The organism is Phytomonospora endophytica (assembly GCF_014202425.1).
Classification (GTDB): Bacteria; Actinomycetota; Actinomycetes; order Mycobacteriales; family Micromonosporaceae; genus Phytomonospora; species Phytomonospora endophytica.
In genome coordinates, this window is sequence record NZ_JACHGT010000002.1 from 318,988 (window position 1) to 333,822 (window position 14,835).

At 70.1% G+C, this 14,835-nt stretch carries 14 protein-coding genes; 5 read left to right on the plus strand and 9 right to left on the minus strand.

The annotated features are described in order from the left end of the window. Positions 1 to 25 precede the first annotated feature (25 nt). Complete coding sequence (locus tag HNR73_RS04705) at positions 26 to 823, minus strand: hypothetical protein (RefSeq protein ID WP_184786022.1); 798 nt, start codon at positions 821 to 823, stop codon at positions 26 to 28. A gap of 73 nt (positions 824 to 896) precedes the next feature. Here HNR73_RS04705 and HNR73_RS04710 point away from each other — a divergent pair, with 73 nt between their 5' ends. Further along, positions 897 to 1,670 (plus strand): carbon-nitrogen hydrolase family protein, encoded by a 774-nt coding sequence (locus HNR73_RS04710; protein WP_184786023.1) that lies wholly within the window; start codon positions 897 to 899, stop codon positions 1,668 to 1,670. Here the strand turns inward: HNR73_RS04710 and HNR73_RS04715 are convergent. The 4 genes from HNR73_RS04715 to HNR73_RS04730 form a co-directional block, all read right to left on the minus strand. Further along, positions 1,654 to 2,175 carry a hypothetical protein gene (locus HNR73_RS04715; protein WP_184786024.1) on the minus strand — a complete coding sequence of 174 codons (522 nt, stop codon included), beginning with the start codon at positions 2,173 to 2,175 and terminating at the stop codon, positions 1,654 to 1,656. The genes HNR73_RS04710 and HNR73_RS04715 overlap by 17 nt on opposite strands. Beyond that, positions 2,172 to 2,561 carry a hypothetical protein gene (locus HNR73_RS04720; protein ID WP_184786025.1) on the minus strand — a complete coding sequence of 130 codons (390 nt, stop codon included), beginning with the start codon at positions 2,559 to 2,561 and terminating at the stop codon, positions 2,172 to 2,174. Before HNR73_RS04720 ends, HNR73_RS04715 begins: the two co-directional genes overlap by 4 nt. A gap of 83 nt (positions 2,562 to 2,644) precedes the next feature. Beyond that, positions 2,645 to 3,427, minus strand: coding sequence for an SGNH/GDSL hydrolase family protein (locus HNR73_RS04725; RefSeq protein ID WP_184786026.1), 783 nt, complete (start codon positions 3,425 to 3,427; stop codon positions 2,645 to 2,647). A gap of 98 nt (positions 3,428 to 3,525) precedes the next feature. Then, positions 3,526 to 4,329 carry an SGNH/GDSL hydrolase family protein gene (locus HNR73_RS04730; protein WP_184786027.1) on the minus strand — a complete coding sequence of 268 codons (804 nt, stop codon included), beginning with the start codon at positions 4,327 to 4,329 and terminating at the stop codon, positions 3,526 to 3,528. An 84-nt stretch (positions 4,330 to 4,413) separates the two neighbouring features. On the opposite strand from HNR73_RS04730, the gene HNR73_RS04735 reads away from it, so the two are divergent. After that, entirely contained in the window at positions 4,414 to 5,136 is a 723-nt protein-coding gene (locus tag HNR73_RS04735; RefSeq protein WP_184786028.1) for a hypothetical protein, read from the plus strand. Between the two features lie 76 nt (positions 5,137 to 5,212). Next, on the plus strand, positions 5,213 to 5,728 hold the full coding sequence (locus tag HNR73_RS04740; RefSeq protein ID WP_184786029.1) for a hypothetical protein: 516 nt from the start codon (positions 5,213 to 5,215) through the stop codon (positions 5,726 to 5,728). On the opposite strand, the gene HNR73_RS04745 is transcribed toward HNR73_RS04740, so the two are convergent. After that, the gene (locus tag HNR73_RS04745; RefSeq protein ID WP_184786030.1) at positions 5,691 to 6,149 is read right to left on the minus strand and encodes a hypothetical protein; all 459 of its coding nucleotides are present in this window, start codon (positions 6,147 to 6,149) and stop codon (positions 5,691 to 5,693) included. The genes HNR73_RS04740 and HNR73_RS04745 overlap by 38 nt on opposite strands. After that, a complete protein-coding gene (locus tag HNR73_RS04750) occupies positions 6,058 to 6,480 on the minus strand; it encodes a hypothetical protein (RefSeq protein ID WP_184786031.1) in 423 nt (140 codons plus the stop codon). The genes HNR73_RS04745 and HNR73_RS04750 overlap by 92 nt, the downstream gene beginning before the upstream one ends. 121 nt (positions 6,481 to 6,601) lie before the next feature. Between HNR73_RS04750 and HNR73_RS04755 the strand changes: the two genes are divergently transcribed. Next, entirely contained in the window at positions 6,602 to 7,468 is an 867-nt protein-coding gene (locus HNR73_RS04755) for a helix-turn-helix domain-containing protein (RefSeq protein ID WP_184786032.1), read from the plus strand. After that, complete coding sequence (locus HNR73_RS04760; RefSeq protein WP_184786033.1) at positions 7,468 to 7,701, plus strand: DUF397 domain-containing protein; 234 nt, start codon at positions 7,468 to 7,470, stop codon at positions 7,699 to 7,701. The genes HNR73_RS04755 and HNR73_RS04760 overlap by 1 nt, the downstream gene beginning before the upstream one ends. Positions 7,702 to 8,420: 719 nt before the next feature. On the opposite strand, the gene HNR73_RS04765 is transcribed toward HNR73_RS04760, so the two are convergent. Next, positions 8,421 to 11,528 (minus strand): ATP-dependent helicase, encoded by a 3,108-nt coding sequence (locus tag HNR73_RS04765; RefSeq protein WP_184786034.1) that lies wholly within the window; start codon positions 11,526 to 11,528, stop codon positions 8,421 to 8,423. A 74-nt stretch (positions 11,529 to 11,602) separates the two neighbouring features. Further along, positions 11,603 to 14,830, minus strand: a complete 3,228-nt coding sequence (locus tag HNR73_RS04770) for an ATP-dependent helicase (RefSeq protein ID WP_239122021.1) — start codon at positions 14,828 to 14,830, stop codon at positions 11,603 to 11,605. Positions 14,831 to 14,835: the final 5 nt, after the last annotated feature.

Below are 14,835 nucleotides of genomic sequence, written 5' to 3' on the forward strand. Positions count from 1 at the left end.
GCGCCGGGGTGACCCGGCGCGACGTTCAGGAGGCGCGCACGGAGTCGAGGACGTCGTCGACGACCCAGTCGAACTCCTCGCCGTGGCTGCCGGGGATGGAGACGTAGAGGACGGCCGCCTCGGGACGGCCGACGTCGATGAGGGCGAGGCCGACCAGCTCGTCCTTGGCGGACAGGCCGGGCTCGTCGAAGGTGAAGCGCATCCGCATCACCCAGGCCGCGCGGCCGCCGATGTCGACCATCTCGTCGCGCAGGACCTCCATCTCGTTGGGCTGCGGGTAGTAGGAGACGCGGACGTCGGCGGCGACCTGGTGGGCCGTGCACTCCAGGTCGAGGTCGGAGCCGTCGTTGACGCGGGCGGCGACCGAGCCCGACAGGATCGAGGCGAGGTATTCGCCGCCGGAGTAGTTCTCGGTGACGAAGTACTGGCCGGTCGTGTAGGCGACCTCCAGCTCACCGGCGTCCCAGTTCTGGTTCCAGGGGAGCCAGGGGTCGCCGTAGGCGTTGTAGGAGATGCCGGAGGACTCGTCGACGGTGCGCTCGCCCTCGGGCGGCGGGGGCTCCTCGCCCAGCTCGGGGGCCTCGGCCAGGGGCGGGCACATCGCGGCGAGGGGCGGGAGGTCCTCGTCGGGGGCCTCGTAGTCGTCGGCGGAGGTGGGGGCCTTGCCCGGCAACGCGCCCTGGCTCGCCATCGCGATCACGACGACGAGGCCGACGGCGACGATGGCGATGCCCGCGCCGAGGAACCAGCGCAGCATGCGCCGGTCGATGCCGGCGGGCGGCTTCGACGGTGGCGGGGGCGGCGGGTTGAGGGTGACGTGCACACAGACAGTGTTACCGGTGACGGCCAGTCGGCGTGGGGGCGTGGGGGAGGTCACAGCGACCTAAGGTGGTGGCATGCGCGGAAGCCTGCGGATCGGCGCGTGCCAGACCCCGGAGATCGTCGGCGACGTCGACGGAGCCCTGTCGTGCCTGGAGGACTTCGCCGTGCAGGCCGTCGAGCGGGACGTGGACCTGCTGCTGTTCCCCGAGGGCTTCCTGCAGGGCTACCTCGTCGAGGAGCCGCACCTGCGCGAACACGCCCTCGCCCTCGACTCCGATGGATTCGCCGCGGTCCTGCGGCGGCTCACGCCCGTCACGCCGACGCTCGTCTTCGGCGTCATCGAGCGAGGCCGCGGCGGCTACTTCAACTCGGCGGTGGTCGTCGAGCGGGGAAGGTCGCGCGGTGTCTACCGCAAGACGCACCTCGTTCCGGGCGAGGCTCTCTTCGAGGCGGGCGAGGCCTACCCGACCTTCGTCGCCCGGGACGTGCGCTTCGGCGTCAACATCTGCTACGACTCGCGGTTCGCCGAGGCCGCGGCTCCCGTCGCGGCCCAGGGCGCACGGTTGCTGCTCGTCCCCGCGCAGAACATGATGCGCCGCGAAGTCGCGCCTTACTGGAAGGACCGGCACCACGCCATCCGCGCCGAGCGCGTCCGCGAGACCGGCATGTGGCTGGCCTCGGCCGACGTCACCGGCGAGCGCGGCGACACCCACGTGGGCTGGGGGCCGACGAGCGTGATCGCGCCCGACGGGGAGGTCGTGGCGCGGGTGGCGTTGGGGACGGTGGGCATGGCGGTCGCGGAGGTGGGGGAACGGTCCGGTGCGTCGCGGCTCAGCCGTCGACCTTGAACCGCCGCCACTCCGGCCCGGGCGGCTCGTGGCGGATCCCGTTCTCGTCCAGCGCGTTGAAGACCGTCAGCCAGCCCGGCGAGAGGTCGAAACCGACGTCGACCGTTCCCCAGGGCGCGGCGGCGGGCCGTTCCGGCGGCCACCACTCCAAGAACTCGACGGCCTTCAGCCCTCGGCCGCGCAGTTCGGCGAGGCCGGGCAGCGGCTCGGGGCGCCAGGCCAAGCGGAAGTCGGGATAGTCGACCGGCGCGGCGGGGTCGATCACGTTCCATGTGATGCAGAGGTCGCCGAACTTCTGGTGGTCGACGGCGACCCGCTCGCTCCCGAAGTCGAGCAGGACCGGCGCGTCGGCGAACCACGTGCCGTCGTCGAGATCCCACAGCAGCCAGACGTGTGCGAGCACGCGTCCCGCCAGAGCGGCGAGTCTTCGCCCGTGAGCGGCGGTGAGGGCGGTGCGGCCTTCGAGCCACTCGGGGCGGTAGCCGGGGATGCCGAAGCGGGTCATGGGTTCCCCGGCTTGGTCGCTCGCCGTATTGCGGGCGCGGAGCCGGTGCCGCAGGTGAAGGTGACGTCGACGGTGGTCGGTGCGCCGGTGAAGGCCGCGACCTCCACCCACCCGCCGTACCCGCGCGGTTCGGCGTCGCTCGGCAGAACGTCGGCCCCCGTCGGGCGGCTCGGGGCCAGTTCGACGTCGAACGCGCTGCCGTCGGGGAACTCCAGCGTCACCGGGGCTCCGAGTGCGTGGAACAGGGTGAGGGCCTCCGCGTCAGCGCGGACCCTGGCGTCCCAGCCGTCGGGCGTCTCGTCGACGCGGGCGTCGACGGCTTCGGCGATGTCGAACGTGCTGTTCGCGAACCACCTGAGGGTCGCGGGCCCGTCGTAGGCGTGCATCCGTCCATCTTGCCGTCCGCACCGAAAAGCCGCGCCCCGAACAACCCGGGACGCGGCTTCGACCTCTCGGTTCTCGCTCGCGGCTACAGCTTCCCCGCCACCAGCGAGGTGTACCCGTCGTGCCCGAGGCGGTTCGGGTGGTACGACTCGATGATCGGCCAGCTGAGCCCGTTGATCCACGACGGCGAGTCGCAGATGGCGTGCCCGCCGAACGTCGACCTCGCGTCGGCGTAGGTGAAGCCGTGCGCGGCCGCGCGGTTGCCGATCGTGCCCGACAGCCGGTCGGCGGTGTCGTTCAAGGCGGTGCGCTCGGCGGCGCTGATGCCGTTGATGACCGAGCAGTTGTTGCCCTTGAACAGCTTCGGGTAGCCGACGACGATGACTCGCGCGTTCGGCGCCCGGGAACTGATCTGGTCGTACACGGCGTCGAGCTTGCCCGGCAGCGTGTTGGCGATGTAGCTGTTGGCGTTGGCGATGTCGTCATTGCAGTTGCTGAAGGGGATGTTGCACTGCGTGACCACATCGGCGAAGCCGGCGTCGTTGCCACCGATGGAGATGGTGACCAGGTCGGTGTTGGCGTTGAGCGCCGACACCTGGTTGTTCAGCACGTCCCCGGTCCGGGCGCCGGAGCACGCCTTGAACGAGAAGTTCGCGCCGATCTGCTGCGCGAGCTGGTACGGGTAGGCGTGCGTCGAGGTGTAGCAACCGGTCTCGATGTACGAGCCGGTACCGGTTCCCGAGGAATACGAGTCGCCGAGGGCGACGTAGTCCTGGGCGGCCGCCTGTGCCGGGGCGGCGGCCAAAACCGTGAGTGCCGTGGCCAGCGCGGCCGTTAAAGCCAGCAGGCGCGGGAGGCGTCTTGCCATTGCGGTCTCCTTGGGGGCGAGGGAAAAGCGTCGACCTGTTACCGGTTGGTAATACAGGTCGACGCCAGGTTAGTGGAAGTTCAGGTCCCAGGGAATCCTCAGACGAGAAGCGGTTTGACCAGGCCGGTGTAGGCGGTCTGGCCGTTGCGGTTCGGGTGGTAGGACTCCACGATCGGGTTCGACAGTCCGTTGACCCACTCGGAGTCGTCGCAGACCTGGTGCCCCTCGAAGGGATCGCGAGGGTCCACAAAGGAGAAGCCGTGCGCGGAGGCGCGCGCCTTCGTCGTCGTGGCCAGCAGATCGGCGGTCGCGTTGAGGGAGGACTGCTCCCCGGCGCTGATGCGGGCGAGGGCGTTGCAGGTCTCGCCGTTGAAGAGCCTCGGGTACCCGACGACGACCACGCGGGCGTTGGGCGCCTTCGCCCGGATCTGGTCGTAGACGTTGTTCAGTCGGCCGGGCAGGGTGTCGCGGATGAAGGCGTTGGCGGCGTTGATCTCCTTGGTGCACGTGTACGGCCACGGCTTGGCGCACTGCGTGATCACCGAGGAGAACCCGGCGTCGTTGCCGCCGATGGATATCGTGACCAGATCGGTGTCGGCCGCCAGGGTGCCCAGCTGCTTGCTGAGCACGTCGGCGGTCTTGGCGCCCGAGCAGGCCTGGAAGCTCAACGTCGCGCCGATCTCGGCGGCGGCCTTATAGGGATAGGCGTGCCGCGAGCGGTAGCAACCGTCGTCGGCGAGGTACTCACGGGTGCCGACACCCGAGGAGTACGAGTCGCCGAGGGCGACGTACTTCGCGGCGGCCGCCTGTGCCGGGGAGGCGGTGAGGATCGCCGCGAGGACGGCGAGCGCGGTGATTAAAGTCGTGCCGGCCAGTCTCAGCCGGTGGGTGACGCCGGGCATGGAGGGCTCCTTCGTCGCGGGGGCGCGAAGACCGTCCACAGTAGATGATCTGTGACGGTCGCCACTTAGCATAAGGGTGATCAAGTGTCCTGGAACAGTGAACGCGCCCGAATTTCAGCCGTCATATCGGTGCTTGCGCTGCTGCTGTCGGCCTGCACCTCGACCGGTTCGGGCAGCCCCGACGACGAGCCCGTCGAGATCGACGCCTACACCGAGAAGATCTCGCAGTGTCTGACCACAGTGGACCCGGCCGCGACGGGTGAACCCCTGACCGGCGAACCCGGCGACGCCGTCACCACAGACCCCGAAGCCGGGCTGGCCTACCGCACCTTCGGCGACCCCTGGCAGCCCTTCGACCTGCAGTGGTCGACGCCCGAACTGCAGCTCGCCTTCGACGGCGGGCAGATGCTCCTCGCCGAAACCGGCGATGACGGAACCCAGAACTGGGCCGTCATCTCCTCGACGCGCATGCCCAACGTCGTGGGCGACGCCCTCGTCACCGACCTCGGCTGCCTGGGCGCGCTCGCCGTCGCCGACATCATCGCGATGACCGGCTACCGCGACGGCGCCGCCGGGACCGACGTCGTCGAACAGGGCGACCGCGAGATCGACGGACGCGCCGCCTGGCTCAACATCACGCGCTACAAGGTCATCGACGACCGCTTCGAGTCGAAGAGCGAGCTGCAGGGGACGCTGCTCGTCGACACCGACCGGGGCGTGGGAGTCGTGTACGTGACGGTGCCCGACGCGCGGGGAGACCTCGACGGGGTGCTGCACGAGGTGTTCGAGTCGGTGCGGGTGCTGTGAGCACCGGTCAGGCGACTGCGGCCGACCTCATCGCGCCCGCCGCGCACGAGCACCTGGGCGCCCCTAGGTTCGGTGCATGCTGATCACGCTGACCGGCGGAGCGGGTTCGGGGAAGACGACGCTCGCGGCCGCGCTCACGGCGACCGTGCTGCACGGCGACGACTACTACTTCGGATCACCTGCGGAAGGCGGGATCTGGTCCCACGACCCCGATGGCAGCGGGCCGTGGATCGACGTCGGCGACCCGGCGTCGGTGGACTTCGCGCGGCTGAACGAGGACACGGCGGCGGCGCTCGGGACAGGCCGGGTGGTCGTCGTCGAAGGGATGTTCGCGCGGATGGTGGCGGTCGAGTGCCGCCGCCTGGACGTGTTCGTGGACCTGGCCGCGGACCTGCGACTGGCGCGCAAGATCGAGCGGAAGTGCGTACGCGGCGGCTTCCCCCTGGAGGTGCTGCTGCGGAACTACCCGCGCAGGCGCGCACAGCACGAACAGCACGTGGAACCGCTGCGGGCGGCGTGCGGGCTGGTCGTGGACGGGGGTGCGTCGGTGGAGGTCACGGCGAAGAGCGTGCGGGACGCGGCGAGCGCCTGAGGACCGCGATGTGTACGGCTGCCACCGCGATCGACGCGCAGGCGACGGCGACGAGGTAGCGGCCGGGGGTGGTCAGCGGCGGGTCGTCGGACACGATGCCGGGGTGGGCGGGGAGCAGGGCCGCGAACAGCAGCCCCGCGAGGATGACGGGCACGGGCGCGGCCGCGTGACGACTCCGGTGAGCGAACGCCGCGACGCCGGCCAGGCTGACGAGGAACAGGATCGCCATGGCCGAGAGACTCGTGGCGCCGGTGACACGGCCGGAGATGGTCCAGACCGAGCCGTAGTCGTAGGGGCCGGTCTCGGTGGCGCGTGGACGGTACGGGGACTCAAGCGACAGGACGACGGTCGCGACGGCCAGCGCGATGTAGAGGGGCGGGAAGACGAGTGTGGTGGCGGGCTTGGGCTGGGGTTTGGGCATTCCGCGAGGCTAGTGCGCGGTGTCCAAGTAAGGCGGCGATCGTGCCGGTGCCCCAGGTGAGGTAGTGGGAGTCGACGGGGAGGGCGGTGTGTTCGCCTTCGGGGTCGGCGGGGGCGAGGACGGCGTAGAAGAGGCCGAGGTCGTGGAAGGTGGCGGAGAGGGAGGAGATGGCCCACGGGACGAGGTTCGCGCGCAGGGGGCGGAGGGACGCGACGGGGAGGGTCTTGGAATCCCGGAGGATGAAGTGGATGGACGCGTCCTCGGGGGACTTGCAGATCTCCCAGAGGAGGTATTCGTACGTGACCTCTTGGGACGGCTCTTCGTTGATCACCGTGTGCTCCTCTACGGTTGCCGAGTGCTATCAGTAGACGATAGTTTTAGGCCACCTAGCGAACAAGTACCTAGCCTTCGTGCGTGTCACGACCACGCGTCTACTGACAGGAACCCGACAGATGCCACGGCGTAAGCAAGCGCAAGAAGGCAGCCCGACGGTCGCCGCCCGCCTGCTCGCGAATGAACTGCGGCAACTGCGAACCCGAGCGGGCCTGAGCCAGGCCGACGTCGCCCGCGAACTCGGCTGCACGCCGGGACGCGTGGGGCACATGGAGACGCGGCGAAACCTGCCGCGCCGTTCGGACCTGCTGGTGATGCTCCAGATGTACAAGGTGCCAGCCGAACGGCAGGTCTGGTACCTGGACCTGGCGGCGAAAGCCAAGGAGAAGGGGTGGTGGGACGGGGCTGCAGGGGTGCCGGGCTGGTTCTCGGCCTTCATCGGGCTGGAGTGGGGCGCCACTGCTGTCCGGAATTTCGAGCTCGGCGTAGTGCCGGGCCTGCTCCAGACGCGCGGCTACATGGAGGCGATCTTCCGTGAGGATCCGCAACGCGATGAACGCCTCGTCAACGAGTATGTGGAGAACCGGCTGCGCCGCCAGGGACGCCTGCACAGCCCTGAAAACCCGCTCTTCCTGCACGCGATCGTTGACGAAGCCTGCCTTCACCGCAGGATCGGCGGGCGACTGGTCATGCGTGAACAGCTCGAATTCCTTGCAAGGCTGCACTCTGATCACGGCACCACAGTGCAGGTTCTCCCCTTCAGTAGCGGAGCTGAACCAGGACTCGAAGGCAGCTTCCACGTCCTGGAATTCTCAGCGCCAGGGGACGCCGGTGTGGTGTACCTGGAAACGCACGTAGGTGGTTTGTACCTGGAAGAGGACAATGAGGTTGCGGTGTACGACTCGCTCTTCGAAGGACTCGCAGAGGCTGCACTTTCGCCGGCGAAATCCGTGTCGATGATCCGAAAGCTCGCAAGGGAACTCTGATGACACAGTTTGTATGGCGTAAATCGAGCCACAGCACCGGCAACGGGGGCGCGTGCCTTGAGGCGGCCTGGCGCAAGTCCAGCCACAGCCACGGTAACGGCGGGAACTGCGTCGAAGTCGCCGCCCCCTCCGCCGTCCTCATCCGCGACTCCAAGCTGGCGGCCTTCCCCACCTGCCCGGTCCTCACGGTGGACCGCGAGACCTGGCGCGGCTTCATCACGGGCCTCGCCTGAGTTCCGAACGCCGGGCACCTCTCTTCGCGTACCGGTGGGAGCGTCAGCAGGACCACCCCTCACCGCCCGGGATGGCCCTTTTGGTCGCGCGTCAGCGCGACATACTCCCCTCCTTCTAGGTGTGTCTCCGTCGGTCGGCCGTTGATTGGACGACATGGAGGTTCTGTCGGGGTCAAGGGCGCTCTTTCCCTTGACCCCGACAGGTTCTTCATGTGCCCTTGAAAGGGCCGTAAGACGGAGACACCGGTAAGGAATCACTCCGGCCACTTCTCTGCCCTAAACCGCCACCACGCACCCACCCGGAAGAGCCCCGGTCTTTCGAGTCTCTTGAGGGAGGCCCGGGGTCTGGGGACGGAGTCCCCAGCAGGGGACTGGGGACAGAGTCCCCACCTTGGTCGGGAACCCTACGCAGCGCAGCTGCTATTCACCGGGTTTGCACTAACGCCGGACACAACGCAATCCGCGGCCGACGATCGGGTTGGGGTTGCGACCAAGAGACGGGAGACCACGGGAGGGGTGGGCTAGGTGGCGCCATATATGCGGCCAGCTCGAATCGCCCCGTCTACAACGATCGCACGAGGCTGCGACAGTTCTCGGCGAACAACGAGGAACGAAGGCGGGCCTCCACACACGCGAGCCACAAGCCACAAGAAACGAGCGCGAGACACGAGGACACACGCAACACCAGCCAGGAAACGGAAGTGAGGCCTGCGAGACCCCTACCCCGGCAGCAAGCCCTCCAGCTCCGGCAGCTCCCCCACCTCGACCGTCCGCCCCTCGCCGACGTAGTAGAAGCACGCCCGCACGCGCTCGGGCTCCACACCCCTCAGCCCAGCCCACGCCTGCCGGTAGGCCGCCAACTGCACCGCCGCAACCCGCCTCGGTTCCAACCCCCTGGGCGCGCGGCCGGTCTTCCAATCCACTACCTCATAGTCGTACTGCTCCGAATCCGCAGCCTTGAACACCGCGTCGATCCGCCCCCGAACAGGCACACCACCGACCAGCGTCACGAACGGCACCTCGACCGCCACCGGCAGGCGCGAGGCCCACCGGCTCACCCCGAAGCGTTCCTTCAGGCGTTCGAGTTCGGCGTCGGGCGCTCCGTCCTCATCGGACGCTCCCGGCAGATCGTCCAGATCCAGCAACGGCCGCACGCCGTAGTACTCCTCGACCCACGCATGGAACGCCGTCCCCCGACGCGTCCTGGGTTCGGGCTGCTCGGGCAGCGGCCGGCGCAGCTTCTCCGCGAAGCCGTCGAGGTCTTTGCGCATCGCCACCAGCTGCGACACCGACAGCTGTCCCGGCAGGAACAGCTCCGTCGTTCCCGACGCGGCCTTGTCGCGCTCGGCCAGCAGCAACTCCGCTTCCAGTGCCCAGGCCGTGGCGACCTCGTCTTCCTCTGATTCCTCCGGCGCGGGGTCGGAGGACTCGGTGGCGGCGGCCCGAACGAGCGCGGCCGCCTCGGCAACCGCCGACTGCCGCTCGCCCAGGGGCGCCGCCACGGGCCACGTCGCACTGACCGGGTTGTCCAACATGGGGTTGCGCTCGTCGGTCGGGCGCTCGGCCCACTGATCGACGGTGGCCTCTGCGGACCTCAGCTCCTCCAGGAACACCGACGGACCACAGGCCCTCGCGCCGGTCTCGCTCCACCAGAAACCACTGGCCAGCAGAGTGTGCCGGGCGCGGGTGAAGGCGACGTACGCCAGCCTTCTGTCCTCGGCCAAGTCGTGTTCGCGCCAGGCCGCCTTGAAGGCCTTGATCGCTTTGGCGGCAGTCGTTCCCGACAGTTCCAGCTCCGGCAGGTCGTCGGCGTCGCCCCTCAGCGGGATGGGGAGTTCACCGGCCGAGGTGAGCCAGCTGGATCGGGCCCTGTCGCTGGGGAACACGCCCTTGGCGAGCCCGGCGACGGCGACCAGGTCCCACTCCAGGCCCTTCGCGGCGTGGACGGTGAGGATCTGCACGGCGCCCGGCTGGGGTTTGGCAGGCGCGGTCTCAAGGCCGCGCTCGGTGTCCTCGGCGGCGGCCAGATACGCCAGAAAGCCTGTCAGGGACGCGATCTGGGAATCCGACGAGTACTTCGCCGCCAGGTCGGCGAAGGCGTCGAGCTGGGTCCGGTCGCCGCGATGCAACGACACCTCGACGTCGAGTCCCGTCGTGCGTTCGATGTCGGCGATCAGCTCGGGCAGCGGCTGGGACAATCGCGACCTGAGTGCCGCGATCTCGTCCCGCAGCGCCGTGATGCGCTCGTAAGCGACCTCGGTGTAGTTCTCCTCGTCGCCCGGATCGGCGATCGCCTCGGCGAGCGCGGTCTCCTCGGCGCGGTCGGTGTTGCGGCTCCTCTTGTTGAAGCCGCGCTCCTCCGCGAGTTCGGTGGCCCTGCGGTACAGAGCGACGAGGTCTCGCGGACCGAGGCGCCAACGAGGTCCCGTGAGCAGGCGGATGAGCTGCCCACCGGCGCCGGGGTCGGCGAGAACCCGCAGGGTGCAGTAGACCTCGCGGACTTCGGGGACGTCGAGGAGTCCGCCGACGCCGACGATCTCGACGGGCAGGCCCCGGTCGCGCAGGGACCGTTCCAGCAGCGGGATCTGGCTGCGTTTGCGGACCAGGAACGCGGTGCTCGGCAGCTCGGTGGGCGGCACGGAGGGCCAGTCCGCGCCCCACAGCTCCTCGACGGCGTCGGCGAGGTACTCGGCCTCGTCGAGAACCGTCGGCAGCAGGGCACAGCGCACGTCTCCGGCGCCGGGGGCGCCCGGTGAGAGGGCCGCGACGGAGTGCCCGCCGTCGCGCAGGGGCCGCGAGATCGCGTTGGCGACGGTGAGGATTCGCGCGCGGTTGCGCCAGGAGACGGTGAGCTCGAAACGTGACGCGGCGGCGCCTTCGGCGGGTGGGAAGGAGTCGTTGAAGCGGTTGAGGGTCCCCGAACTGGCACCTCGCCAGCCGTAGATGGACTGGCAGGGGTCGCCGACGGCGGTGACCGGGTGCCCGTCGCCGAACAGGGATCGCAGCAGCACGACCTGCGCGTGGCTGGTGTCCTGGTACTCGTCGAGCAGGACGACGCGGTGCTTGTCGCGTTCGGCTTCCCCGACTTCCGGCACGCTGACGGCGAGCCGGGCGGCGTGTTCCATGACGTCGGCGAAGTCGGAGGCGCCGAGTTCGCGTTTGCGGTCGTGGTAGGCCTCGACGAGTGGGAGCAGCTGCACCCGCGCGTGCTGGGCGGCCAGTGTGTTGCGAATGTCCTCATTGGATCGTGTGCCGACGGTCTCCTCGATGCTCTCGACGATGTCGTCGGTGAAGCGGCGCAGCTCGTCGGAGGTGCACAGGTGCTCGGCGAGTTCACCGGCCAGCGAGCGCACGCGGTCGACCACTGTGGACAGTTCGAGGTCGACGTGGCTCATGTCCCCGCCGTAGGCGCGCACGACGGAGTCGGCGAGCTGCCAGGCGGCCGATTCCGACAGCATCCTGGTCTGGGCGTCGATCCCGGCGCGCAGGCCGTGTTCGCCGACGACCCTGGCGGCGTAGGAGTGGTAGGTGGCGACGGTGGGTTCGCCGGCGTCGTCGCCTTCGATGTCGGGCAGGATCGACAGTCCGGCCAGGCGCGCGAGGCGGCGGCGGACGCGCAGGCCCAGCTCGGCGGCGGCCTTGCGGGTGAAGGTCAGCCCGAGGACGTGTTCGGGGCGGGTGAAACCGTTGGCGATCAACCAGACCACGCGCGCGGCCATGGTCGCGGTTTTGCCCGACCCGGCGCCGGCGACGACGATCGTCGGCGTGAGCGGTGCTTCGATGACGGCGGCCTGCTGCTCGGTGGGCAGGTCGGTGTCACCGAGCATGCGGGCCAGTTCGACGGCGGAGTACCGGGGGGCCGGGGAAGGCTGAGGCTGTTCCGTCAAACCGGGAGACCCACTCAATCCGTCACCTGCCTTCCCTTGCCACTGATCGGACACGCGTCCTTGACCTTGCAGTGCGAGCACTTGCCGGTGTGGCGGGCCTGGAACGTCGACGCCGCCATCTTCTCGGCGACGTTGAGGACGAGGCCCTCGGCCCAGCGCGGATCGTCCGAAGAGGACAGTGCGCCCTGTTCGCGGACACTGGCGCTCTTGGCGTCGTTGCCGATGTGCAGCAGGGCCGCGCCCGCCGACTCGGCTCCCTCGCCGACGCCTTCGACCTCGGCGAAGGCGCCGTTCTCGGCGGCCACCTGGTAGGCGGCGAGCTGCGGGTTCTGCTCGGTGTCGGTGGCGCTGGGCGGTGCCCCGGCGCCGGTCTTGATGTCGACGACGTAGAGCTTGCCCTGCGCGTCCTTCTCAAGGCGGTCAACGGTTCCGGTCAACTCGACCGTCACGTCGCCCTCCGACAGACGGACCTTGAAGCCCTGTTCGGCGGCGACGAGTTCGCGTGGGTTGTCGCGCACCCAGTCGGCGAACTTGTCGACCATCTTCGCGACGCGTTCGCGCTGCTTCGCGGTCAGCCAGGGGGCGTCGACGGGCATCGACTCCATGTTGGCGCCGACGTAGGTGTGCATGGCCTCGCCGACGTCGGCGGCGGCCACGGAGTCTTCGGCGGCGGCGTGGACGAGGTTCCCGATCTGTTGTGCCGCACCGGACGCCTCGGATCCGCCGTGGCGTTCCAGGACCCAGCGCAGGCCGCATTCGAGGACGTTCTCGGCCGTCGACGGCGAGACCCGCACGGTCTCCCCCGCCACGGCGAGGGGACGTTCGTCGGACAGGGGCGCCAGGCCCCACCAGCTTTCCGGGTCGGCGCCGGCGACACCCGCGGCGGCCAGTTTCGCCAGCTGCGCGGCGGCGGCCCGGCGCCGGGCGGGCGGTTCGGCCTCGTCGACGGCGGCGGATCGCAGTCGTGCCACCAGAGCGGGCAGGGTCAGCGGGCGGTCGGGGGCACCGGCCTCCTCGACCGCGACGCCCAGCTCCTCGACGAAGCGGCTGGGCACGTTCTCCTCTTCGTCGTCGACGGCGGTGACCAGCAGGCGGCGGGAAGCGCGGCCTACCGCGACGTAGAACAGGCGCCGTTCCTCCGCCAGGAGAACGGACGCGCGGTTGACGGCCTTGGCGGCGCGGCCCGCGTCGGTGTCGACGAGGGCGTCGGCGGCGAGCAGGCCGTCACGACGTCGCAGGTTCGGCCAGACGCCCTCCTGGAGACCGGCGATGACCACGAGGTCCCATTCCAGGCCTTTGGCGGCGTGGGCGGTGACGACGCGGACGGCCTCGCCGCGTTCGGCGTGGGCGGCGAGGGTGTCGGCGGCGAGGTCTTGGCCGAGGACGTGCTCGACGAAGATCTCCGGACCGGCGCCGGGCAGACGGTCGCAGAAGCTCGCGGCGCCGTCGAAGAGGGTCATCATGGCATCGAGGTCGGCGTCGGCGGCGGCGGCGCGCGGCCCACCGCCCATGGCCAGCTCGCTCAAGGTCGCGGCCAGACCGGAGTGCTCCCAGAGGATCCAGAGCAGTTCCTCGACGGTGCCCTGGTTGTCGCGGACCAGGGCGAGCAGGTCGGCGAGTGTCCTCAAGGGACGGACCCACTCGGGTTGGTCAAGAGCCTTCAGCCCCGGCGGCGGGCCGAGCCCGATCCCATGCCCCTCTGGCGGTTTCGTTCGCGCCGCCAGAAGAAGCTCGGTGTCGAGGGCGGCGAGAAGGCCCGGTTCGCGCAGCGCTTCGACGAGCAGTTCGCCGGAGCCGCGGCGGTCACCGGTCTGGGCGGCGAGGGCCCGCAATCCCTGACGCAACCTGCGTTCCCCGAGCGGATCCGCACCGCCGTAGGGAGAGTGGAGGAGCCCGACGGCGGTCTCCTCGTCGAGGCGCTTGGGGTCGAGACCGCAACGGATGAGCGTCAACAGTGGACGGACGAGCGGCTGCGCCGACAGTGGCAGGTCCTCGCTGGAGACGGTCATCGGAACCTGCGCCTGCCGCAGCGCACGGGACAGGACCGGCAGGTGCCCGGCGGTCGACTTGACCAGGACCGCCATCCGCGACCAGGGCACGCCGTCGCGGAGGTGGGCGACGCGCAGGGCGTCGGCGATGTGCGCGGCCTCGGCGCTGCCGCTGGCGAACATCCGGACCGCGACCCCGCCGTCCACGGTGGACGGTCCGGCGCCGCGCGCCCGGTGCGGGCCGGTACCGGCGAGGCGACGCGAGACCCGGCGTGCCGCGCCGATCAGCGACGGCCCGGCACGATGGCAGGTCGACAGGATCGCGCTCGGCGCGCTCCTCGAAAGAACCGAGTCACCGTGGACGGCCGGGAACTGGTCGGGGAAGCGCCGCACGCCCTCGGGGTCGGCGCCGCGGAAGGCGAAGGTCGCCGAGTCCGGGTCGCCGAAGGCGACCAGATGCGCGCCCGGACCGGTGATCTCGCGCAGGAGCGTCAGCTGGCCCGGGTCGGTGTCGTGGAGTTCGTCGACGTAGACGTAGTCGGGACGGTTCGCCGCCGCGAGCTCCGGGTCGACGCGCAGCCGCGCCGCGGCGGCCCGCACGATCTCGGCGGTGTCGTAGCGGGCGCCGCCTTCGCGCAGCGCGAGCTGGTCGATGTAGGAGTGGTAGAAGGCCGCCGCGGCCGTCCACTCAGGACGGTTCTCGGCCTGCCCGTGCGCCGCCAGCCGCGACGGGCCGATACCGCGCTCGGAACAGCGCAGCAGCAGGTCGCGCAGCTGGGTGGCGAAACCGCGTGTCGGGACGGCCGCGCGCAGCGACTCCGGCCAGTCGGCGGGATCGGCCTCGGCCAGCATCTCGCGGATCACCAGGTCCTGCTCGGGACCGGTCAGCAGCCGCGGCGGGGGGCCGCCCGCCATGCGCAGCACCGCGAAGGCGTAACCGTGGAAGGTGTGCACGTTGACCTCGCCGACCGTGCCGCCCGCCTGCCCCGCGACCCGCGCGGACACCGCCCGGCGCAGACGCTGCGCGCCACGCCGCCCGAAGGTGAACACCAGGATCCGCTCCGGCGCGACACCCGACGCGACCCGCGCGGCGACCGACTCGACCAGCGTCGCCGTCTTGCCCGTCCCGGGCCCGCCGAGCACGAGGAGCGGACCGGCATCATGCGCGATGACGGCCCGCTGCGTCTCATCCGGCTCGAAGGGAAGGTCCGACCCCTGTTCGATCCGCCGCCGGAAGGCGAAGCGCGAACTCACCGCGC